This window comes from Cytobacillus sp. OWB-43 (genome assembly GCF_034651445.1).
GTDB classification, from domain to species: domain Bacteria; phylum Bacillota; class Bacilli; order Bacillales; family Cytobacillaceae; genus Cytobacillus; species Cytobacillus kochii.
The window spans coordinates 53,339-76,947 of the sequence record NZ_JAYEFF010000010.1; the positions used below are offsets into that span (position 1 = coordinate 53,339).

Annotated in this window: 17 protein-coding genes, 1 riboswitch and 1 other annotated feature; of the genes, 2 read left to right on the top strand and 15 right to left on the bottom strand. The window is 39.8% G+C overall.

Annotated features, from left to right (window positions below; genetic code table 11):
• Positions 1–7 precede the first annotated feature (7 nt).
• Together rplC and rpsJ are read right to left on the bottom strand one after the other, a co-directional pair.
• Positions 8–637: a 50S ribosomal protein L3 gene (rplC, locus tag U9M49_RS21785; protein ID WP_095371223.1), complete on the bottom strand. Its 630-nt coding sequence runs from the start codon at positions 635–637 to the stop codon at positions 8–10.
• A gap of 36 nt (positions 638–673) precedes the next feature.
• Entirely contained in the window at positions 674–982 is a 309-nt protein-coding gene (rpsJ, locus tag U9M49_RS21790) for a 30S ribosomal protein S10 (RefSeq protein WP_003348621.1), read from the bottom strand.
• 358 nt (positions 983–1,340) lie between these two features.
• A riboswitch (SAM riboswitch) is annotated at positions 1,341–1,453 on the top strand.
• A 106-nt stretch (positions 1,454–1,559) separates the two neighbouring features.
• Between rpsJ and U9M49_RS21795 the strand changes: the two genes are divergently transcribed.
• Both U9M49_RS21795 and metH read left to right on the top strand, forming a co-directional pair.
• Positions 1,560–3,419 (top strand): bifunctional homocysteine S-methyltransferase/methylenetetrahydrofolate reductase, encoded by a 1,860-nt coding sequence (locus U9M49_RS21795; RefSeq protein WP_322910601.1) that lies wholly within the window; start codon positions 1,560–1,562, stop codon positions 3,417–3,419.
• Positions 3,397–6,819 carry a methionine synthase gene (metH, locus tag U9M49_RS21800; RefSeq protein ID WP_322910602.1) on the top strand — a complete coding sequence of 1,141 codons (3,423 nt, stop codon included), beginning with the start codon at positions 3,397–3,399 and terminating at the stop codon, positions 6,817–6,819. Before U9M49_RS21795 ends, metH begins: the two co-directional genes overlap by 23 nt.
• A 94-nt stretch (positions 6,820–6,913) precedes the next feature.
• Here metH and tuf read toward each other — a convergent pair whose 3' ends face one another.
• From tuf to nusG, 13 genes are all read right to left on the bottom strand, one after another.
• A complete protein-coding gene (gene tuf / locus U9M49_RS21805) occupies positions 6,914–8,101 on the bottom strand; it encodes an elongation factor Tu (protein WP_095371226.1) in 1,188 nt (395 codons plus the stop codon).
• Between the two features lie 121 nt (positions 8,102–8,222).
• Positions 8,223–10,301 (bottom strand): elongation factor G, encoded by a 2,079-nt coding sequence (gene fusA, locus U9M49_RS21810; RefSeq protein WP_307317033.1) that lies wholly within the window; start codon positions 10,299–10,301, stop codon positions 8,223–8,225.
• Positions 10,302–10,355: 54 nt separating this feature from the next.
• Entirely contained in the window at positions 10,356–10,826 is a 471-nt protein-coding gene (gene rpsG / locus U9M49_RS21815) for a 30S ribosomal protein S7 (RefSeq protein WP_095371228.1), read from the bottom strand.
• A gap of 44 nt (positions 10,827–10,870) precedes the next feature.
• A complete protein-coding gene (gene rpsL / locus U9M49_RS21820; protein ID WP_095371229.1) occupies positions 10,871–11,293 on the bottom strand; it encodes a 30S ribosomal protein S12 in 423 nt (140 codons plus the stop codon).
• 104 nt (positions 11,294–11,397) lie between these two features.
• Positions 11,398–11,646, bottom strand: coding sequence for a 50S ribosomal protein L7ae-like protein (locus U9M49_RS21825; protein WP_095371230.1), 249 nt, complete (start codon positions 11,644–11,646; stop codon positions 11,398–11,400).
• A 144-nt stretch (positions 11,647–11,790) separates the two neighbouring features.
• On the bottom strand, positions 11,791–15,387 hold the full coding sequence (rpoC, locus tag U9M49_RS21830; RefSeq protein WP_095371231.1) for a DNA-directed RNA polymerase subunit beta': 3,597 nt from the start codon (positions 15,385–15,387) through the stop codon (positions 11,791–11,793).
• A 120-nt stretch (positions 15,388–15,507) separates the two neighbouring features.
• Entirely contained in the window at positions 15,508–19,071 is a 3,564-nt protein-coding gene (rpoB, locus tag U9M49_RS21835) for a DNA-directed RNA polymerase subunit beta (protein WP_095371232.1), read from the bottom strand.
• Positions 19,072–19,491: 420 nt separating this feature from the next.
• Entirely contained in the window at positions 19,492–20,094 is a 603-nt protein-coding gene (locus U9M49_RS21840) for a class I SAM-dependent methyltransferase (protein WP_322910603.1), read from the bottom strand.
• A gap of 179 nt (positions 20,095–20,273) precedes the next feature.
• Positions 20,274–20,639, bottom strand: a complete 366-nt coding sequence (gene rplL / locus U9M49_RS21845) for a 50S ribosomal protein L7/L12 (protein ID WP_095371234.1) — start codon at positions 20,637–20,639, stop codon at positions 20,274–20,276.
• A 52-nt stretch (positions 20,640–20,691) separates the two neighbouring features.
• The gene (rplJ, locus tag U9M49_RS21850; RefSeq protein ID WP_095371235.1) at positions 20,692–21,192 is read right to left on the bottom strand and encodes a 50S ribosomal protein L10; all 501 of its coding nucleotides are present in this window, start codon (positions 21,190–21,192) and stop codon (positions 20,692–20,694) included.
• 59 nt (positions 21,193–21,251) lie between these two features.
• Positions 21,252–21,399: a sequence feature (ribosomal protein L10 leader region), on the bottom strand.
• A gap of 73 nt (positions 21,400–21,472) precedes the next feature.
• Positions 21,473–22,171, bottom strand: coding sequence for a 50S ribosomal protein L1 (gene rplA, locus U9M49_RS21855; RefSeq protein ID WP_095371236.1), 699 nt, complete (start codon positions 22,169–22,171; stop codon positions 21,473–21,475).
• A gap of 193 nt (positions 22,172–22,364) precedes the next feature.
• A complete protein-coding gene (gene rplK / locus U9M49_RS21860) occupies positions 22,365–22,790 on the bottom strand; it encodes a 50S ribosomal protein L11 (RefSeq protein ID WP_009336545.1) in 426 nt (141 codons plus the stop codon).
• A gap of 273 nt (positions 22,791–23,063) precedes the next feature.
• The gene (nusG, locus tag U9M49_RS21865) at positions 23,064–23,597 is read right to left on the bottom strand and encodes a transcription termination/antitermination protein NusG (protein WP_095371237.1); all 534 of its coding nucleotides are present in this window, start codon (positions 23,595–23,597) and stop codon (positions 23,064–23,066) included.
• Between the last annotated feature and the right edge of the window lie 12 nt (positions 23,598–23,609).

Sequence of the window (23,609 nt, forward strand, 5' to 3'; positions counted from 1 at the left end):
CGGGTTATTACTTTGCTTTAACCGCACTTACTAGTTTTAGAAGCGCTTTTTTAGAGCCAGGTACATTACCTTTTACTAATAGAAGATTGCGTTCTGCATCTACTTTTACGATTTCAAGGTTTTGTACTGTGATTTGTTCTCCGCCCATGCGACCAGGTAATAATTTACCTTTAAATACGCGGTTTGGAGCAACAGGACCCATTGAACCTGGGCGACGGTGGTAACGTGAACCGTGTGCCATTGGTCCGCGAGATTGTCCGTGGCGTTTAATTGCACCTTGGAAACCTTTACCTTTTGAAATTCCTGTTACATCAATTTTTTCACCTTCAGCGAAAATATCAACTTTGACTTCCTGACCAACTTCATACTCAGCTAAGTCAGCTCCGCGTAATTCGCGAACGAAGCGCTTAGGAGTAGTATCAGCTTTAGCAGCGTGTCCTTTTTCCGGTTTGTTTGAAAGCTTTTCACGTTTATCTTCAAAACCGATTTGGATTGCTTCGTATCCATCAGTATCAACTGATTTCTTTTGAAGAACAACGTTTGGAGTAGCTTCAACCACTGTTACCGGGATAAGATCACCGTTTTCAGCAAATACTTGAGTCATACCAATCTTTCTTCCTAAGATTCCTTTGGTCATTTCAGTCACACCTCCTAGATTGTTTTAATGTATTAATTAAAGTTTAATTTCGATATCAACACCAGATGGTAAGTCTAAACGCATTAATGAATCGACTGTTTGTGGTGTTGGATTAATGATGTCGATTAAACGTTTGTGTGTACGCATTTCGAATTGCTCACGAGAATCTTTATATTTATGCACCGCACGAAGAATTGTGTAAACTGACTTTTCAGTTGGCAATGGGATCGGACCAGATACAGCCGCACCAGAGCGTTTTGCAGTTTCAACGATTTTTTCAGCAGATTGATCAAGAATTCTGTGATCATAAGCTTTTAAACGAATACGAATTTTTTGTTTTGCCATTATTTTCCCTCCTTTTCGCCTATTTTCATATAGACATTCTCCGTGAAAATTTCCCACACACTCGCCATGGCAAAGCGGCCGGGTGTGTCAGCAACCTTTCACTTCATCGCAGTCAAAGACCAACATTGTCTATTATACAGAAAAGACATAACAAATGCAACTATTGATTGCGTTTCTCTCTGTTCTGCACACTTTTAACATTATAACTGCTGTTAATAGTGTTTTCAAGTATATCTTCCTCTTTACATCATTTTCTAAAAAAACGCTTATTTAATTACTTATTTTTAAATTTTCTAAATTTTTATTTGACAAACATAGACTCATTCATGTAAATTTTAGTCAATAAAATATTTTTTATTTCTTATCATGAGAGGTTGAGGGATAGGCCCGATGACACCTCAGCAACCATCAATAGTGAACATTATTGAAAAGGTGCTAATTCCTACAAGCTATACGCTTGAAAGATGAGAAGATGACTATGATAATAATAGGCCTTCTTCTTGAGGGCCTTTTTTATTTTCTCTTTGGCTTCTCATCCATTGAATTCAACAAAATATGAATTGAAGGAGTGAGACCTTTGAACTTCCTTGAAAAAATAAAGAACCAAGTATTAATTGCTGACGGTGCGATAGGAACACTTCTTTATTCTTATGGTACGGATACATGTTTTGAAGAGTTAAACCTCTCAGCACCGGAACAAATTCAGCACATTCATCAAGCCTATCTCCATGCAGGTGCTGATTTAATTCAAACAAATTCCTACGCTGCGAATTATTTAAAATTGAAACGGTATGGCCTAGAGGATTCAGTCAAAGAGATTAATAGTGCGGCTGTAAAACTGGCACGATCTAGTATTCAACAGCACCAGGCATATGTGCTTGGCACAATTGGAGGTGTACGAGGATTAAACCCCCTCTCTATTCCTCTAGATGAAATTAAACGTAACTTTCGTGAACAGCTATACTGCTTATTGTTAGAAGGCGTAGATGGGCTCCTTCTTGAAACATATTATGATTTAGAAGAATTAGAAACGGTTCTCTCTATTGCCCGGAAAGAAACGGATATACCTATAATTGCCCAAGTGTCTTTACAAGAAATCGCTATATTACAAAATGGGACGTTAATTAATGACGCCTTAAAAAGGTTAGAAGCTAAAGGGGCAGATGTTGTCGGGGTAAACTGCCGTTTAGGTCCACATCATATGTTAGAGACACTCTCCTCCGTTGAATTACCTCAGCACGCGTTTCTCTCTGCATATCCTAACGCGAGTCTACCGGCCTATATCGATGGTACGATTCAATATAAGGAGAGTGAAGACTATTTTAGAAAATCAGCGAAGTCCTTCCTTAAGCAAGGTGTTCGACTGCTTGGTGGTTGCTGCGGAACGACACCTGGCCATATTAAAGCATTTGCAGACGAAGTTAGGCATGCTGTACCGATTATTGAAAAACAAGTAACAAATAAAAGGAAACCTAAAATAGAGAGAATTACAATCGAACGCACCAATACCCCGTTAGAGACACTTGTACAAGAAAAACGCACCATCATCGTCGAACTAGACCCACCTAAGAAGCTATCAACTGCTAAATTTTTTGAAGGTGCCAGAGCCTTAAAAGATGCTGGGGTTGATGCAATCACACTCGCAGATAACTCTCTTGCGACACCACGAATCGCAAATGAAGCCCTAGCACATATCATCCAAAAGGATACAAACGTTCGACCACTTGTCCACCTCTCCTGTAGAGATCGAAACTTAATCGGCTTACAATCACATCTCATGGGTCTTCATACATTGGGGTTGCATGATATTTTAGCCATTACAGGGGATCCGGCAAGAGTTGGTAATTTCCCAGGCGCTTCATCTGTGTTTGATTTATCTTCCTTTGAATTAATAGAAATGATTAAACAATTTAATGAAGGAATTTCCCCTTCAGGTTCTGAACTTGGTGAAAATGCCGTCTTTTCTGTCGGGGCAGCATTTAATCCTCATGTCAAATCCTTAGACAAAGCTGTTGCCCGACTTGAAAGGAAGATAAAAGCAGGCGCTGATTATTTCGTGTCACAGCCAGTGTTTTCAGTAACACAACTATTAGAGATTCATGAGGCAACAAAGCATCTGTCCGCACCTATTTTCATCGGAATGATGCCACTGATTAGCAGCAAAAATGCAGAGTATCTTCATAACGAAGTGCCTGGTATCAAGATTACTCAAACGACCCGCGACAGAATGGCTAAAGCGGTTAACCCTGTTCTAGCTGAGAAAGAAGGCTTATTAATTACAAAAGAGTTGATCGATGCAGCCTTAGAACTCTTTCAAGGCATCTACCTTGTTACCCCCTTCCTTAGATATCAACTTACAACCGAGCTGACCAATCATATTAGAAGAAAAGATCAACAGATGAAGGAGCATCATTATGTCAAAAGTAGCCATCACTAAACAAATGACGGAAAAGATTTTAATCATGGATGGAGCAATGGGTACCATGCTACAAGAAGCCCACCTAACTGCAGATGACTTTGGTGGTGAGGATTTAGAAGGTTGTAATGAACACCTCACACTTACGCGACCTGAATTGATTCAATCAATTCATGAAGCTTATCTTTCGGCAGGGGCAGATATAATTGAAACAAATACATTCGGAGCGACGCGTATCGTTTTAGAAGAATATAATATTGGGCATTTAAGTGAATTATTAAACCGCAGAGCGGCTGAAATCGCTATAAAAGCAGCGCATAAATACGACAAGCCTAATCATCCGCGATATGTAGCAGGATCTATGGGACCAACTACTAAGACATTAAGCGTTACCGGTGGAACAACTTTTAAACAATTAGTCATGGATTATCGTACACAAGCCATAGGACTCATTGACGGTGGTGTAGATTTATTATTAATAGAAACAAGCCAAGATCTCCTTAATGTAAAAGCTGCTTTCCTAGGGATTAAAGAAGCCTTTCATCACACAAAGAAAGAACTCCCTATAATGGTATCAGGGACAATAGAACCGATGGGCACCACTTTGGCAGGGCAAAACATCGAAGCGTTTTACATTTCAATAGAGCACATGAAACCAATAGCTGTTGGACTCAACTGCGCAACTGGACCGGAATTTATGCAAGAGCATATTCGCTCTCTAGCACAACTCTCTTCAACTGGGGTTAGCTGTTATCCTAATGCAGGCTTACCAGATGAAGACGGTTGTTATCACGAAACAGCAGAATCTCTATCTACAAAGCTTTTGGATTTTGCCACACAGGGCTGGGTGAATATCGTTGGTGGTTGTTGCGGTACCACACCAGCGCACATCACAGCAATCAGTCAAGCATTAGCCCATGTACCACCCCGTCCCATTACTAAAAAGAGACAGCATAAACTATCAGGTATTGAACCCCTTACCTATGATGAATCTATTAGACCGATTATGGTTGGTGAGCGGACAAATGTCATTGGCTCAAAAAAATTCAAACGGTTGATTAATGAAGGAAAGTATGAGGAAGCATCGGAAATTGCTAGAGCCCAAGTTAAAAAAGGAGCAAGCGTCATTGATATATGCCTTGCTGACCCTGATCGTAATGAGATAGAAGATATGGACCATTTTTTAGCTGAAGTAACGAAAAAAATCAAAGTTCCCCTAGTCATTGATTCAACTGATGATGAAGTAATCGCCAAAGCTCTTACCTACTCTCAAGGTAAAGCTATAATCAATTCGATTAACTTAGAAGATGGTGAGGACCGATTCACCTTTGCTGCAAAGCTTATCCATCAGTACGGAGCAGCCATTGTTGTCGGTACCATTGATGAGGAAGGCATGGCCATCACAGCTGAAAACAAGCTAGTCATAGCTAAACGGGCCTATCATATCCTCGTTGAGCAGTATCAAGTACCTCCAGAGGATATTATCTTCGACCCCCTCGTATTTCCTGTCGGCACTGGAGATGAACAATATATTGGTTCTGCTAAAGAAACTGTACTTGGTATTAAACTTATTAAAGAAGCTCTACCGGAGGCGAAAACGATTTTAGGCATTAGTAATGTGTCCTTTGGTCTTCCGAGTGTGGGGAGAGAAATTTTAAATTCCGTCTTCCTCTTTCATTGCACGAAAGCCGGGCTAGACTATGCAATCGTCAATACAGAAAAGCTAGAGCGTTTCCCAAGCATCCCTAAAAATGAAGTAGAATTAGCAGAAAAGCTTCTTTTTCAAACCAGCGATAGCATTTTAGCTGATTTTACTGACTTTTATCGTGATAAGAAGAAGGAAAAAAGGATAGAAACCCATTTACTATCATTAGAAGAACGTTTATCAAGCTATATAATAGAAGGAACAAAAGAAGGCCTTCTCCCAGATTTAGAAAGAGCATTAGCGAAATACCCAAATCCATTAGATATTATCAACGGACCATTAATGAATGGTATGGCAGAAGTAGGTAGATTATTTAATGATAATCAATTAATTGTTGCAGAAGTCTTACAAAGTGCAGAAGTGATGAAAGCATCAGTCGCGTTTTTAGAACCTTATATGGAGAATGATAAACAAACATCTACAAGTAAGGGGAAAGTTTTACTCGCAACCGTCAAAGGTGATGTCCATGATATCGGTAAGAATCTTGTCGATATTATTCTCTCTAACAATGGATTTGAAACCATTGATCTTGGAATTAAAGTCTCTTCTGCTGAACTTATCGCAGCCATTAGAGAGGAAAAACCCGACATCATTGGACTTTCTGGCTTACTCGTAAAGTCAGCACAACAAATGGCATTAACAGCAAAGGACTTACAGGATGCCCATATACAAACCCCCATTATGGTGGGGGGAGCTGCCTTATCTCGAAAATTTACGAATAATAAAATCGCCCCTAACTACAAAGGACTCGTCTTATATGCAAAAGATGCAATGACCGGTCTGAGTTTAGCAAATGAAATCCGAGAACCAAGTCGCTATAGTGAATTATTTCAAGCACAAATCTCGAGAACAGCACAAACTACCAAAGAAGAAGCCCAATTGATAAAAAAATATTCCGAACCAGCCGTTGGAGTGAAAACCGTTCAAGAAGCTCCTATTTTTCAACCGCAAGACTTAAAGAGACATTTAATTACAAATATCTCTTTCCACCATATAGAACCATATATTAACCGTAAAATGCTGCTATATCATCTTGGGGTTAAAAATCAAAAAAGGGAGCTCACTAATGAAAAACTAGAAAAGGTGAATATCCTGTTAGACTCACTGATCCATGAAATAATTAAAAATAACTGGATACAACCAAAAGCTACTTACCAATTTTTTAAAGCAAATGCCAATGGAAATAATATCATTATAATGAATAAAGACGATCTTCCTATTGAAAAGTTTGTATTCCCTAGACAAGAAAAAGGAAAAAATCTTTGTCTTGCTGATTATCTAAGAGAAAAGCAAACAGACTATGTATGTTTTTTTGCTGTAACAGCAGGAAAGGGAATACGACAAGCAGCTACACAATTAAAAGAGGAAGGCAGATTTCTAGAAAGTCACGCATTGCAAGCAATTGCGTTAGAAACAGCTGAAGGGCTGGCTGAGTATATTCACAGACAGATTAGGGATAAATGGGGTTTTCCAGATCACCCAACAATGACGATGGAGGAGCGTTTTGCGGCTAAATATCAAGGACAACGATTTTCATTCGGTTATCCAGCCTGTCCAAATTTAGAAGATCAAGCGAAGTTATTCCGTCTTATACAACCAGAAGATATTGAGATCGAATTAACAGAAGGTTATATGATGGAACCTGAAGCCTCTGTTACAGCTATGGTGTTTTCACACCCCGAAGCAAGATACTTTAATGTACACTCCTCTTCATGATTGATGTAAAAAAAAGCATAAAGAAAAAGCAGCCGGCGTCCCGACTGCTTTTTCTATGAAAGGCGTCCCCTTCAAATATCATAATCAAAATTTATTACTCAACGATTGTAGCAACTACGCCAGCGCCTACAGTACGTCCACCCTCACGGATAGAGAATTTAGTACCTTCTTCGATAGCGATTGGAGAGATAAGTTCAACGTTCATTTCGATGTTATCTCCAGGCATAACCATTTCTACACCTTCAGGAAGGTTACAAATACCAGTTACATCAGTTGTACGGAAGTAGAACTGAGGACGGTAGTTTGTGAAGAATGGAGTGTGACGTCCACCTTCTTCTTTAGATAAAACGTAAACTTCAGCTTTGAATTTTACGTGTGGAGTAATTGAAGCTGGTTTAGCTAATACTTGACCACGTTGGATATCTTCACGTGCAACACCACGAAGAAGAGCACCAATGTTATCTCCTGCTTCAGCATAATCAAGAAGCTTACGGAACATTTCAACACCTGTTACAGTAGTTGATTTTGGTTCTTCAGCAAGACCGATGATTTCAATAGTATCACCGACTTTAACTTGTCCACGCTCAACACGACCTGTAGCAACAGTACCACGACCAGTGATTGAGAATACATCCTCAACTGGCATCATGAATGGTTTTTCAGTGTCACGAGTTGGAGTTGGGATATACTCATCAACTGCAGCCATTAATTCAATGATTTTTTCTTCCCACGCAGCATCTCCTTCAAGAGCTTTAAGCGCAGAACCTTTGATTACAGGAATATCGTCACCAGGGAATTCATATTCAGAAAGAAGGTCACGAACTTCCATTTCTACTAATTCAAGTAATTCTTCGTCGTCTACCATGTCACATTTGTTCATGAATACAACAAGGTAAGGTACACCTACTTGACGAGAAAGAAGGATGTGCTCACGAGTTTGTGGCATTGGGCCATCAGCAGCAGATACTACTAGGATACCGCCGTCCATTTGTGCAGCACCAGTGATCATGTTTTTAACATAGTCAGCGTGACCTGGGCAGTCAACGTGTGCATAGTGACGGTTTTCAGTTTCGTACTCAACGTGTGCAGTAGAGATTGTGATACCACGCTCTCTTTCTTCTGGAGCAGCATCGATTTGGTCATATCCACGAGCTTCACCGCCGCCTGCTTTCGCAAGTACAGTTGTGATTGCTGCTGTTAATGTAGTTTTACCATGGTCAACGTGTCCGATAGTTCCGATGTTAACATGGGGTTTTGAACGGTCAAATTTTTCTTTAGCCATTAGGAAAATCCTCCTTTAAATTTAAATAAATTAAGTATTTGATTGACATTGGTCGGTGGCTACCTTCCAATGTCAGGTTACTTACAATGATAGTTATACTTGATTAAAAAGGTAAAATCAATTATTCACCTTTATTTTTTTTGATGATTTCTTCAGAAATTGATTTTGGAACTTCTTCATAATGATCAAAGTGCATTGAGAATGTACCGCGACCTTGCGTATTAGAACGCAATGAAGTAGCATAACCAAACATTTCAGAAAGTGGAACCATTGCACGTACAACTTGCGCGTTACCGCGAGCTTCCATACCTTCTACACGTCCACGACGAGAAGTAACATCACCCATAATGTCTCCCATATACTCTTCCGGAATAACTACTTCAACTTTCATTACCGGTTCAAGGATAACTGGGTTACATTTTGAAGCAGCGTTTTTCAGTGCCATAGAAGCGGCAATTTTAAACGCCATTTCAGATGAGTCAACATCATGGTAAGATCCATCAAATAATCTAGCTTTAATATCAACCATTGGATAGCCGGCTAATACACCACGCTCCATAGCATCTTCAAGACCAGATTGTACTGCAGGGATATATTCACGTGGAACAACACCACCAACGATGCCGTTTACGAATTCAAATCCTGCACCTTCTTCATTTGGAGAGAACTCAATCCAAACGTGACCAAATTGACCACGACCACCGGATTGACGCGCGAATTTACCTTCGATGTTTGCAGATGCACGGAAAGTTTCACGATAAGCAACTTGTGGTGCACCAACATTTGCTTCTACTTTAAATTCACGTTTCATACGGTCTACAAGGATATCAAGGTGAAGCTCACCCATACCAGCGATGATTACTTGACCAGTTTCTTGGTCAGTATGCGCGCGGAATGTTGGATCTTCTTCTTGAAGTTTTTGAAGTGCTGTAGTCATCTTATCTTGGTCTGCTTTAGACTTCGGTTCGATAGAAAGAGAGATAACTGGCTCTGGGAACTCCATAGATTCAAGAATTACAAGACTCTTTTCATCACATAGTGTATCTCCAGTAGAAGTATCTTTCAAACCAACAGCAGCAGCAATATCCCCTGCATAAACTGTAGAGATCTCTTCACGAGAGTTTGCATGCATTTGTAGGATACGACCTACACGTTCACGTTTATCTTTTGTAGAGTTCTTAACATAAGAACCTGAATCTAACGTACCAGAGTAAACGCGGAAGAAAGTTAATTTACCAACATAAGGGTCAGTCATAACTTTAAATGCTAATGCAGAGAAAGGCTCTTCATCACTTGATGGACGAGTAACTTCTTCTTCTGTCTCTGGATTGATACCTTTAATGGCATGTACATCCAATGGAGATGGAAGGTAGTCGATTACTGCATCAAGCATTTTTTGAACACCTTTGTTTTTGAAAGCAGATCCACAAATAACTGGATAGAATTCAACGTTTACTGTACCTTGACGGATTGCAGCTTTAATCTCATCATTAGAGATTTCTTCTCCACCAAGATATTTCTCCATTAATTCTTCATCAAGTTCTGCAAGAGCTTCGATTAATTTTTCACGATACTCTTGAGCTTGATCCATGTATTCTTCAGGAATTTCACGTGTTTCGATGTCAGTACCAAGATCGTTACCGTAGAAAGTAGCTTTCATTTCGATAAGGTCAATGATACCTTCGAATTCGTCTTCAGCACCAATTGGTAATTGGATAGCTGCTGCATTTGCTTGCAGACGATCATGAAGTGTACCTAAAGAGTACAAGAAGTCTGCACCGATTTTATCCATTTTGTTTACGAATACCACACGTGGTACGCCGTAAGTTGTCGCTTGACGCCATACAGTCTCAGTCTGTGGTTCAACACCAGATTGAGCATCTAGTACAGCAACTGCTCCATCAAGTACACGCAATGAACGCTCAACTTCAACTGTGAAGTCTACGTGTCCTGGCGTGTCAATGATATTAACACGGTGGCCTTTCCATTGAGCTGTAGTAGCGGCAGAAGTGATTGTAATACCACGTTCTTGCTCTTGCTCCATCCAATCCATTTGTGAAGCACCTTCATGTGTTTCACCAATTTTATGGATACGACCAGTGTAATAAAGAACACGCTCAGTTGTTGTTGTTTTACCAGCATCAATATGAGCCATGATACCAATATTACGCGTATTATCTAAGGAGAACTCTCTTGCCATTGTGTCTTTCTCCTTCCTAGTATGGGAATTGTTTTTATAATATAAAAGTGAATCTTACCAGCGATAGTGAGCAAATGCTTTGTTTGCTTCAGCCATTTTATGAGTGTCTTCACGTTTCTTCACTGATGCACCAGTGTTGTTAGCTGCATCAAGAATTTCGTTTGCAAGACGCTCTTCCATTGTTTTCTCACCGCGAAGGCGAGCGTAGTTTACTAACCAACGAAGACCAAGAGTTGTACGGCGATCAGGACGCACCTCAACTGGTACTTGGTAGTTAGCTCCACCAACACGGCGTGCTCTTACTTCAAGTACAGGCATGATGTTTTTAAGCGCTTGATCGAATACTTCCATTGGCTCTTTGCCAGTACGCTCACTAATGATATCAAATGCATTATATAGAATTGCTTGAGATTTACCTCTCTTACCATCTACCATCATTTTATTGATTAGACGGCTAACAAGCTTTGAGTTGTAAATCGGATCAGGCAATACGTCTCTTTTTGCTACAGGACCTTTACGTGGCATGTAATTTTTCCTCCTTTCAAGAAAGGGTTATTTTTATTTGTGAATTATTTCTTAGCTGCTTTAGGACGTTTAGCACCGTATTTAGAACGACCTTGCATACGGTTGTTAACACCAGCAGTATCAAGTGCACCACGAACGATATGGTAACGTACACCCGGTAAGTCTTTTACACGACCGCCACGGATAAGTACCACACTGTGCTCTTGTAGGTTATGACCAATACCAGGAATATAAGCATTCACTTCGATTCCGTTAGTTAAACGTACACGTGCATATTTACGCAACGCTGAGTTTGGTTTTTTTGGAGTCATTGTACCAACACGAGTACATACACCGCGTTTTTGTGGTGAAGATATGTTCGTTTGTACTTTTTTGAAGCTGTTATAACCTTTGTTCAACGCAGGAGAAGTTGATTTCTCTTCCTTTGTTTTACGAGGCTTGCGTACTAATTGATTAATAGTAGGCATGTATTTTTCCTCCCTTCATCTTTTCATGTAAGCCCACACATCCAGGTGGTTCATTTAAAGGCAAAAACAAAGTCCTTGCAGATTTCTATCTACAAAAACAGTTTTTAAATAGTTAATGCAACAGCTGCAGCACCTACATCTATCCCACATGCTTTACCAAGCTTTTTCATCGAATCAACATATGTGATTGGAACGTTATGATCTTTAGCAGCTTCTTCTATCATAGATTTGACTTGAAAATTTGTATCGCTAGCGATGACTACTTCAGATACAATTCCAGATTTAAGAGCTTTCACTGTTTGTTTAGTTCCTACTATAATTTCTTTCGCCTGCAATACTTTTTCATAAGACATAAATTCATCCTCCAAAGTATCCAGTAATAGGAGCACCTTTGCTATATTACCACCAATTGAAAATGATGTCAACAATCATTCATATTTTTTTAATATAGAAGGTCGGTGCCATTCTTAAAAAGAACGACACCCTTTCTTCTATCATTATTCAACCGTGATTGTTTCTTCAACTGCCTCTTTTGTATAAGGCTCTGCTTGACGATAACGTTGCATACCTGTACCAGCTGGAACAAGTTTACCAATGATAACATTTTCTTTCAAGCCGAGTAACTCATCACGTTTTCCCTTAATCGCTGCATCTGTAAGAACTCTAGTTGTTTCTTGGAATGAAGCAGCGGATAAGAAGGAATCAGTTTCAAGAGATGCTTTTGTAATACCAAGTAATACCGGACGTCCCGTAGCTGGCATTTTACCTTCCATAAGTGCTTTTCTATTCGCATCAGTAAATTGATGGATATCAAGCAATGTGCCTGGAAGTACATCTGTCTCAGCTGCATCGATAACACGTACTTTACGAAGCATTTGACGTACCATTACTTCGACGTGTTTATCACCGATTTCAACCCCTTGCATACGATAAACTTTTTGTACTTCTCGTAGCAAGTATTCTTGAACAGCTGTAACATCTCTCACCTTAATTAATTCTTTCGGATCGATAGAACCTTCTGTTAGCTCTTGACCGCGTTCCACTTCATCGTTAATTGCTACTTTTAAGCGTGCAGTATAAGGTGCAGTATAAGTGCGTGATTCAACTTCACCTTGAATAACGATTTCATGTTGACGATCGCGACCTTCATTAATGCCAACCACTGTACCTTTGATTTCTGAAATAACCGCTTGACCTTTAGGGTTACGTGCTTCAAAAATCTCTTGGATACGAGGAAGACCTTGTGTAATATCGTCTCCTGCAACCCCACCAGTATGGAATGTACGCATCGTTAACTGTGTACCAGGTTCACCAATTGATTGAGCGGCAATAATACCAACTGCTTCACCGACTTCAACTTCTTGACCAGTAGCCAAGTTACGTCCGTAACATTTTTTACATACACCGTGGCGAGTATTACATGTGAACGCAGAGCGAATCCATGCTTCTTCAACGCCTGCAGCGATGATTTCTGCAGATAAATCTTCAGTAATCAATTCATTTTCACGTGCAATGATTTCATTTGTTTCCGGATGTCTAATCGCTTTTCTTACATGACGACCGATTAAACGTTCCTCTAAGCTTTCGATCACTTCTGTTCCTTCCTTCAAGGAAGAAATCAATAATCCACGATCTGTACCGCAATCATCTTCACGTACAATTACGTCCTGTGCAACGTCAACAAGACGACGAGTAAGGTAACCAGAGTCAGCTGTTTTAAGGGCTGTATCAGCAAGACCTTTACGCGCACCGTGAGTAGAGATAAAGTACTCTAATACAGTTAATCCTTCACGGAAACTTGATTTAATCGGTAATTCAATAATACGACCAGCCGGGTTGGCCATTAGACCACGCATACCAGCTAACTGTGTAAAGTTAGATGCGTTACCACGGGCACCTGAATCACTCATCATGAAGATTGGGTTGGATTTATCCAATGATTTCATTAGTTTCGATTGGATATTATCTTTCGCCGCACTCCAGATAGAGATAACTCTGTCATAACGTTCCTCTTCAGTAATAAGACCACGTCTAAATTGTTTTAATACATTATCAACTTTATTTTGAGCTTCATGAAGAATTTCTTCTTTTTCACCTAATACAACGATGTCTGCCACACCAACGGTAATACCAGCCTTAGTTGAATATTTGAAACCTAAATTCTTCATGCGGTCTAGCATTTTTGATGTTTCAGTAATCTTGAAGCGTTTAAATACTTCAGCAATGATATTTCCAAGAATTTTCTTCTTAAATGGATCGACAATCGGCATTGTACGAATCGCTTCAGGAATATCAATAGCTTTATCAATAAAGTATTTCTTCGGTGTTTCAATTTCAAGATTCTCTTTTGTTGGTTCGTTAATATACGGGAATGTTTTCGGTAAAATTTCATTGAATACCAATTTACCAACTGTTGTCATTAATAGTTGCTTGTTTTGTTCTTCAGTGAATGTTTCATTTTTTAACGAACCAGCATGAACAGCTACTCTTGTGTGCAAGTGAACATATCCGTTTTGGTAAGCAAGTAACGCCTCGCTTGTGTCGTTAAAGACCATTCCTTCACCAACAGCATTTTCTCTTTCTAAAGTTAAGTAATAGTTACCTAACACCATATCTTGTGAAGGCGTAACAACTGGTTTACCATCCTTAGGATTCAGGATGTTTTGTGCTGCCAACATAAGCAATCTAGCTTCAGCTTGCGCTTCTGCTGATAAAGGTACGTGAACCGCCATTTGGTCACCATCAAAGTCAGCATTATATGCTGTACAAACAAGTGGATGCAGGCGAATGGCACGTCCTTCAACCAACGTAGGTTCAAATGCTTGAATCCCTAATCTATGAAGTGTAGGGGCACGGTTTAATAATACCGGATGCTCCTTAATGACACTCTCTAGTACATCCCAAACTTCAGGGTGAACTTTTTCGATTTTACGTTTAGCTGATTTAATGTTATGTGCTAGGCCCTTTTCAACTAACTCTTTCATGACAAATGGTTTAAATAACTCCAATGCCATTTCTTTAGGTAGTCCACATTGATACATTTTCAAGTTTGGACCAACGACAATTACAGAACGCCCAGAGTAGTCAACACGTTTACCGAGCAAGTTTTGACGGAAACGTCCTTGTTTACCTTTTAACATATGAGATAGTGATTTAAGTGGTCTATTACCAGGACCTGTAACAGGACGTCCACGACGACCGTTATCAATTAAAGCGTCAACAGCTTCTTGAAGCATACGCTTTTCATTTTGAACGATGATGCTTGGAGCACCAAGGTCTAATAAACGTTTCAAACGGTTATTACGGTTAATTACACGGCGATAAAGGTCATTCAAATCTGATGTAGCAAAGCGACCACCGTCTAGTTGAACCATTGGACGAAGCTCTGGAGGAATAACTGGTAGCACATCAAGAATCATCCAGCTCGGTTCATTTCCTGAACCACGGAATGCTTCAAGCACTTCTAATCGTTTAATTGCACGTGTACGGCGTTGCCCTTGTGCAGTTTTTAATTCTTCTTTTAAAGTATCTACTTCTTTATCAAGGTCAATATCTGAAAGTAACTTTCTAATTGACTCCGCACCCATAGACGCTTGGAACTTATTACCGTATTTTTCACGGTAAGCACGGTATTCTTTTTCAGAGAGCAATTGTTTTTTCTCTAATGCTGTATCTCCAGATTCGGTTACAACATAAGATGCAAAATAAATTACTTCTTCCAATGCACGAGGAGACATATCAAGAACAAGACCCATACGGCTTGGAATACCTTTAAAGTACCAAATATGTGATACTGGCGCTGCTAGCTCAATATGCCCCATTCTTTCACGACGAACTTTAGCACGTGTAACTTCAACACCACAACGATCACAAACAACACCTTTATAACGAACGCGTTTGTATTTACCGCAATGACACTCCCAGTCCTTTGTTGGACCGAAAATACGTTCACAAAACAAACCATCTTTTTCAGGTTTTAATGTACGATAATTGATTGTTTCAGGTTTCTTTACTTCACCATGAGACCATGAGCGGATTTTATCTGGTGAAGCGAGACCTATTTTCATATACTCGAAATTATTAACATCTAGCAAGGGGCCTACCTCCCTTTCGATCTACAGGTTTTTCCCATTAACTTATTAATAAGTTTGGGTCCCAGTCATCTATTCCACTTAGCTCGAATGGAGGGCAGTGATCGCCCTCCTTGTTCAAATTTATTCTTTTGTTGCTACTGTTTCTGCTACTTCTGTTTCTTGCGTATCTGGAGCGATTGTTAAGGATTCAGCCTGTTGCATATCCTCATCATCATCCGTATCACGCATTTCTATCTCTTTTTCATCGCCTGAAAGGATTTTTACATCCATACCTAAGCTTTGAAGTTCTTTAATTAATACTTTGAATGATTCAGGGACACCAGGTTCCGGTACATTTTCACCCTTAACGATGGATTCATATGTTTTCACACGTCCAACGACATCATCCGATTTAACTGTTAAGATCTCTTGAAGTGTATAAGCAGCACCATAGGCTTCAAGTGCCCAAACCTCCATCTCACCAAAACGCTGTCCACCGAATTGTGCTTTACCACCAAGCGGTTGTTGCGTAACAAGTGAGTAAGGTCCAGTAGAACGAGCGTGAAGTTTATCATCAACCATGTGTGCTAGTTTGATCATATACATGACACCAACAGATACACGGTTATCAAACGGCTCTCCTGAACGTCCATCATAAAGAACTGTTTTCGCATCACGAGCCATACCAGCTTCTTCGATTGTTTCCCAAACATCTTCCTCGTTTGCACCATCAAATACTGGTGAAGCAACATGAATGCCTAGTGATCTTGCCGCCATTCCAAGGTGTAGTTCAAGTACCTGACCGATGTTCATACGAGAAGGTACCCCTAATGGGTTCAACATGATATCAACCGGTGTGCCATCTGGTAAATACGGCATATCTTCTTCCGGTAGAATACGAGAGATAACCCCTTTGTTACCATGTCGGCCGGCCATTTTGTCCCCTTCAGAAATCTTACGCTTCTGAACAATATAAACACGTACAAGTTGGTTTACACCTGGAGGTAGTTCATCGCCATCTTCACGGTTGAAGACTTTGACATCTAGTACGATACCGCCTCCACCATGTGGTACACGCAAGGATGTATCACGTACTTCACGTGCTTTTTCACCGAAGATAGCATGAAGTAGTCTTTCCTCCGCAGTTAGTTCTGTTACACCTTTAGGCGTTACTTTACCAACTAACAAGTCCCCATCTTTCACTTCAGCACCTGTGCGAATAATACCGCGCTCATCTAAATTACGTAGGGCATCTTCCCCTACATTCGGGATGTCACGAGTAATTTCTTCAGGTCCAAGCTTCGTATCACGAGACTCTGACTCATACTCTTCAATATGAATCGAAGTGTATACATCATCTTTTACAAGGCGCTCACTCATGATGATCGCATCCTCGTAGTTATAACCGTCCCATGTCATGAAAGCAACGAGAACATTACGTCCAAGCGCAAGTTCACCAAGTTCCATTGATGGTCCGTCAGCAAGGATTTCACCTTTCGTTACACGGTTACCAACTGCAACAATTGGTCTTTGGTTGTAACAAGTACCTTGGTTGGAACGAATGAACTTAAGCATTCTATATTTATCAAGATCGCCTTTTACTTCTTGGCCATCTACTTCTTTCACACGTCTTACCCAAACTTCTTTCGCTTCAACATGCTCAACAATACCTTCGTGCTTACAAATCACCGCAGCACCAGAATCTTTACCAGAAACATATTCCATTCCTGTTCCAACGCGTGGTGCTTCAGGCTGCATAAGAGGCACAGCTTGTCGTTGCATGTTGGCACCCATTAAGGCACGGTTAGAGTCATCATTCTCTAAGAACGGGATACATGCAGTCGCAGCAGATACAACCTGCTTAGGTGATACATCCATGTAATCAACACGGTCACGTTTAACAACAGTATTTTCCCCTCTAAAACGAGCAACAACTTCCTCGTCAACAAATGAACCATCTTCACCTAGTCTTGCGTTCGCTTGGGCTACAACATAATTATCTTCCTCATCAGCTGTTAAGTAATCGATTCTTGAAGATACTGTACCTGTTTCGTGATCAATACGACGATAAGGTGTTTCAATAAATCCGAAACGATTCACTTTCGCAAAGGATGATAAAGAGTTAATTAATCCGATATTCGGTCCCTCTGGCGTTTCAATTGGACACATACGACCATAGTGGGAATAGTGAACGTCACGCACTTCAAAGCCTGCACGCTCACGTGTTAATCCACCAGGTCCTAAGGCTGACAGACGTCGCTTATGTGTTAACTCAGCTAATGGATTTGTTTGGTCCATGAACTGAGACAATTGAGAGCTACCAAAGAATTCTTTAATAGATGCAATAACAGGACGAATGTTGATTAATTGTTGTGGCGTAATTGTGTTCGTGTCTTGAATGGACATTCTCTCACGAACTACACGCTCCATTCTTGATAAACCGATACGGAATTGGTTTTGCAATAGCTCACCAACAGAACGTAATCTTCTATTACCAAGATGGTCAATATCATCTGTATCGCCGACACCATGTAATAAATCAAAGAAATAGCTAATAGAAGCAATAATATCAGCCGGTGAAATATTCTTCACAGCTTCTTCTACATACGCATTACCGATTACATTGATGACTTTCTCGCCATCTTCATTCGGTGCATAAATTTTAATCGATTGAACATCGACTTCTTCATCTATAACGCCACCGACAAGGTCCACTTTCTTAAAGCCAACATTCTTCTCAAGATAAGGAAGAATTCGATCAAGCGTTCTACGATCAAGTACAACACCTTTTTCAGCAATGATTTCCCCTGTTTCAGGATCAACCAAATTCTCAGCTAATCTTTGGCCAAATAATCTATTTTTTATATGAAGCTTTTTATTAATCTTGTAACGTCCAACATTTGCTAAATCATAGCGTTTTGGATCAAAGAATCTTGATACAAGTAAGCTTTTTGCATTCTCAACAGTCGGTGGTTCACCAGGACGAAGACGCTCATAGATTTCGAGCAATGCTTTGTCCGTACCTTCTGTGTTATCTTTTTCAAGCGTATTACGGATATATTCATTGTCACCAATTAATTCGATGATTTCTTGATCAGATCCGAACCCTAGTGCACGCAAAAGAACCGTAACGGGTAGTTTCCTCGTACGATCTATTCTAACGTATACGACATCTTTGGCATCAGTTTCATACTCAAGCCAAGCGCCGCGGTTCGGGATAACAGTGGCAGTAAAGCCTTTTTTCCCGTTTTTATCGAGTTTTCCGCTAAAGTATACGCTCGGAGAACGCACCAATTGCGAAACAATGACACGTTCTGCGCCATTAATTACAAATGTTCCTGTTTCTGTCATAAGCGGGAAGTCACCCATAAAGACATCCTGATCTTTGACTTCGCCTGTTTCTTTGTTCACAAGACGCACTTTCACACGCAAAGGTGCAGAATATGTAACATCTCGTTCCTTCGATTCCTCAACCGAATATTTTGGATCGCCAAGGCTGTAATCAATAAATTCAAGCGATAAATTACCAGTAAAGTCTTCAATCGGAGAAATGTCGTGAAACATCTCTCTTAAACCCTCATCAAGAAACCATTGATAAGAAGAGGTTTGGATTTCGATTAGATTTGGTAATTCTAAAACTTCACTGATTCGTGCGTAACTTCTACGTTGGCGGTGTCGTCCATACTGAACTAGTTGACCTGTCAACTGATTCACCCCTCAAATCAAGCGTTATTATTTGAAAAGCAACCTGTGAATCTCACATGTAAATAATAGAATCTATCTTTTTACCTGTGGATTCCAGCCCACAAGTGAGATAAACTCTTTACATGAGAAATATTATCCAGGTAGCTTGACATATCTTAAACTCGAGTCACATTTCGCTCTATTTTTGCCAAAACTAGAGCGTCGGAAGCCCCAAAGCACGAGTTTCCTCCGTAAACATAAACTCAATCAGACAAAAAGAAAAAGGGTTTTTCAAGCAAAAACCACAATTCCATCATTAGACTATTCTTTTCATTACTTCCCACATCTGGATAAATTTATACAATAACGCATAAATTTTTATCCCTATTGGTAGTATATTATGTTGGCATTTTACAATACTAACATAGCGAAAATGTCAAGTCAATCTTTTTTTGCTCTTAATATAAAATAGCCTTTTTTCTTCACAACAGTATCTACTTCAGCAAATAATTCCGAGAGCTTTTCAATTGCAGATGGTGCACCTTGCTTCTTTTGAATGACTACCCATAGTTCTCCACCAGGCAATAAACATTCAAAACTCTCTTCAAAAATACTATGAACAGTTTGTTTCCCAGCTCTTATTGGTGGATTCGTTAAAATAGCTGCAAATTGTTGGTCTTTAACAACTGCCAACTTGTCACTTTCTTTTACAGTGATATTGTTGATACCATTTAGCTCGCCGTTCGTTTGTGCCAGCTCAAGCGCTCTTTCGTTCACGTCGATCATGACGACTTGACGATCTTGCATAATCGACGCCATTGATAAACCAATTGGGCCGTACCCACAACCAACATCTAATACATCACCAGATATTTCAGGAGGGATAAACGTCTCTATTAATAACCTTGATCCAAAGTCAACTTCACTTTTTGAAAATACACCATGATCGGTTTTAAATTGAAATGTTTTGTCTCTTAGTTTGTAACTCCAAACACGTGGATTACTTTCGACATTAGGCGTTTTAGAATAATAATGGTCTGACATAGTGGTCACCTCCAGATATTAGAGCTGCATGTGCGAGGATTTTTTTTGGTAGAGGGTAAAATTAAGCAAACGCTTCGTTAGTTGCTGTAACGTTCTCCTTAAATTCACTTACCTAAACAGTCCACATAACTGATATTAAAAAAGCCCGCTCATACAAGCGGGCTTTTAAACAAACTATATTACTTAACTTCTACGCCAGCTCCAACTTCTTCAAGTTTAGCTTTGATTTCTTCAGCTTCTTCTTTAGAAGCGCCTTCTTTAATAGCTTTAGGAGTGTTATCAACAACTTCTTTCGCTTCTTTAAGGCCAAGACCTGTGATTTCACGAACAACTTTGATAACTTTAATTTTTTGATCGCCAGCAGAATTAAGAATTACGTCAAATTCTGTTTTCTCAGCAGCAGCGTCTCCACCAGCAGCGCCACCAGCAACAGCTACAGGAGCTGCAGCAGTTACTCCGAATTCTTCTTCAATTGCTTTTACTAGATCGTTAAGTTCTAAAACAGTCATACTTTTAACTGCTTCAATGATTTGTTCTTTAGTCATGATATAATTTCCTCCTTAATTTTTGTTAGATTATATTGGTTAAAACCGATAATTAAGCGCCTTGTTCTTCTTTTTGATCTGCAACAGCTTTTGTTGCAAGAGCAAGGTTGCGAACTGGAGCTTGAAGTACGCTGAGTAGCATAGAAAGTAAACCTTCGCGAGATGGAAGTTCAGCAAGAGCTTTCACTTCTTCTTGTGAAGCGATATTACCTTCAATTACACCCGCTTTAATTTCAAGAGCTTCATGCTTTTTAGCAAACTCGTTTAAAATTTTCGCTGGTGCGACAACATCCTCTGTACTGAATGCAATTGCATTAGGACCAGTAAGATGTTCGTTTAAGCCTGCAAGTTCAGCAGCTTCTGCTGCACGACGACTCATAGAGTTTTTGTAAACTTTGAATTCAACATTCGCTTCACGTAGTTGTTTACGAAGTTCTGTTACTTCTGCAACAGTTAATCCGCGGTAATCAACAACAACTGCTGTTTGAGCTGATTTGAATTTGTCTGCAATTTCTTCTACGATTTGTTTCTTTTGTTCGATAATGCTGCTCATCTTTACACCTCCTATTGAATTATGCATTCATACCGTTCAATCAGATAGGTGAGGCTCACCATCTCATTAAAAAACCTCCATATCAAAGGTAGACATGGAGGAAGTATACAATAGCTCGTTCAAGCAATTAAAATCTATCGTATTACCTCGGCAGGTTATTAAGCCCCAATCGGCTCCTGCTGTCTACGGTATAAATGATTAAGTTATGATAATAACAAGATTCATTCTACAGAATGGACTTTGCTATGTCAACTTTATTTAAAAACCAAATAATGGTTAATTATTTTGTTGCCGCTGTAGAAGGGTCGATTTTCACACCAGGTCCCATAGTAGTAGTTACAGAAACGTTTTTCATGTAAGTACCTTTTGCTGCAGCAGGTTTTGCTTTCATCATTGTATCGAAGATTGTGTTGAAGTTTTCAACAAGCTTGTCATCTTCAAATGATACTTTTCCGATAGGCACGTGAATGTTACCAGCTTTTTCCACACGGTATTCAACTTTACCTGCTTTGATTTCATTAACAGCTTTTTCTACATCAAATGTAACTGTACCTGTTTTAGGGTTTGGCATTAAACCTTTTGGTCCAAGTACACGACCAAGTTTACCAACTTCACCCATCATGTCTGGAGTAGCAACGATTACGTCAAACTCAAACCAACCTTGGTTGATTTTGTTGATGAATTCTGCATCTCCAACATAGTCTGCACCCGCAGCTTCTGCTTCTTTCGCTTTTTCACCTTTTGCAAATACAAGCACGCGTTGAGTTTTACCAGTACCGTTCGGAAGCACGACAGCTCCACGAATTTGTTGGTCAGCTTTCTTAGGATCTACACCTAAACGAAAAGCTACTTCAACTGTTGCATCAAATTTAGCAAAGTTTGTTTTCTTCGCAAGAGCAATTGCTTCTGCAACTGGGTAAGCTTTTGTGCTATCTACAAGTTTAGCAGCTTCTACATACTTCTTACCTTTTTTAGCCATTTTAATTTCCTCCTTGAATGTGGTTTTAGCGGAATAACCTCCCACCGACGAAAAGCACGTTTGCCTCTCATCTCAAAAACGTCGGCCCCTCGAGAATTTCTCAAGGTCCGAACATTATAAAGGTTGCGAGTGAAACTAATTCAGCATCGCAACCTTTTTAGAAACAATCATCATACATACAAAGCAAATAGTATTAGTCTTCGATGACAATACCCATGCTGCGTGCAGTACCTTCAACCATACGCATAGCAGCTTCTACACTAGCAGCGTTTAGATCAGGCATTTTTGTTTCAGCAATCTCGCGTACCTTGTCACGCTTGACTGTTGCTACTTTATTACGGTTTGGTTCACCAGAACCAGACTCAATACCAGCCGCTTTCTTAAGCAATACAGCAGCAGGTGGAGTTTTCGTAATAAATGTAAATGAACGGTCCTCAAATACCGTGATTTCAACAGGAATAATTAGACCAGCTTGTTCAGCTGTGCGTGCATTAAATTCCTTACAGAATCCCATGATATTAACACCGGCTTGACCTAGTGCAGGACCAACTGGTGGTGCTGGATTTGCTTTACCTGCAGGAATTTGCAATTTAACAAGTTTGATTACTTTTTTAGCCACGAGACACACCTCCTTAAAGTCCGTGATGTGGTAATAGGGGTTTTCCCCCTCCCACTCAACTGTTAATTCTTTATATTAACATAAAGAATAATGTCCAATGTCCGGTCTCGTCTTCTGAGACATACTGACCTATGAAATATTATCATTTTTCAAAGACGATTTCAAGTTCTTTTCAAAAATATAGGAGAGCTCATAAGCGAAAGACAATGGCTAGATACGGCGAAATCATACAAAAATCAACTTTCTCTAGTTAAATATAAGGGAGAAAGACCGTTAAATTTTTTCGATTTGCGAAAAATCTAATTCAACTGGCGTATCTCTTCCAAACATATTTACAAGCACCTTGATTTTCGCTTTATCTTTATCGATTTCTTCAATAGATCCAGTAAAGTTAGCAAATGGACCTTCGTTTACTTGAACCGTTTCCCCAACTTCGAAGTTTACATCCATTCGTTTTTCTTCAACACCCATACGTTTGAGAATGACCTGCACTTCTTCAGGCAACAACGGAGTCGGTTTGGAGCCAGAACCCGCTGAACCAACAAATCCCGTTACACCAGGTGTGTTACGCACTACATACCAAGAGTCATCTGTCATAACAATCTCCACCAACACATAACCTGGGAACACCTTCCGTTTTACAACTTTCTTCTTACCATTCTTAATATCTGTTTCTTCTTCTTCAGGGACAACCACTCTAAAAATTTTATCCTGCATGCCCATCGATTCCACACGTTTTTCAAGGTTTGCTTTTACTTTATTCTCATACCCTGAGTACGTATGTACTACATACCAATTCTTTTCCATATCAAAGGGGAC

Coding starts and splice junctions, on each gene's coding strand:
- rpsJ (WP_003348621.1), bottom strand. CDS start 982: ATGGCAAAACAAAAAATTCGTATTCGTTTAAAAGCTTATGATCACAGA.
- rpsG (WP_095371228.1), bottom strand. CDS start 10,826: ATGCCACGTAAAGGTCCTGTAGCAAAAAGAGACGTATTGCCTGATCCG.
- nusG (WP_095371237.1), bottom strand. CDS start 23,597: ATGGAAAAGAATTGGTATGTAGTACATACGTACTCAGGGTATGAGAAT.
- rplJ (WP_095371235.1), bottom strand. CDS start 21,192: ATGAGCAGCATTATCGAACAAAAGAAACAAATCGTAGAAGAAATTGCA.
- fusA (WP_307317033.1), bottom strand. CDS start 10,301: ATGGCAAGAGAGTTCTCCTTAGATAATACGCGTAATATTGGTATCATG.
- rpsL (WP_095371229.1), bottom strand. CDS start 11,293: ATGCCTACTATTAATCAATTAGTACGCAAGCCTCGTAAAACAAAGGAA.
- U9M49_RS21825 (WP_095371230.1), bottom strand. CDS start 11,646: ATGTCTTATGAAAAAGTATTGCAGGCGAAAGAAATTATAGTAGGAACT.
- rplL (WP_095371234.1), bottom strand. CDS start 20,639: ATGACTAAAGAACAAATCATTGAAGCAGTTAAAAGTATGACTGTTTTA.
- rplA (WP_095371236.1), bottom strand. CDS start 22,171: ATGGCTAAAAAAGGTAAGAAGTATGTAGAAGCTGCTAAACTTGTAGAT.
- U9M49_RS21840 (WP_322910603.1), bottom strand. CDS start 20,094: ATGTCAGACCATTATTATTCTAAAACGCCTAATGTCGAAAGTAATCCA.
- metH (WP_322910602.1), top strand. CDS start 3,397: ATGTCAAAAGTAGCCATCACTAAACAAATGACGGAAAAGATTTTAATC.
- rplC (WP_095371223.1), bottom strand. CDS start 637: ATGACCAAAGGAATCTTAGGAAGAAAGATTGGTATGACTCAAGTATTT.
- tuf (WP_095371226.1), bottom strand. CDS start 8,101: ATGGCTAAAGAAAAATTTGACCGTTCAAAACCCCATGTTAACATCGGA.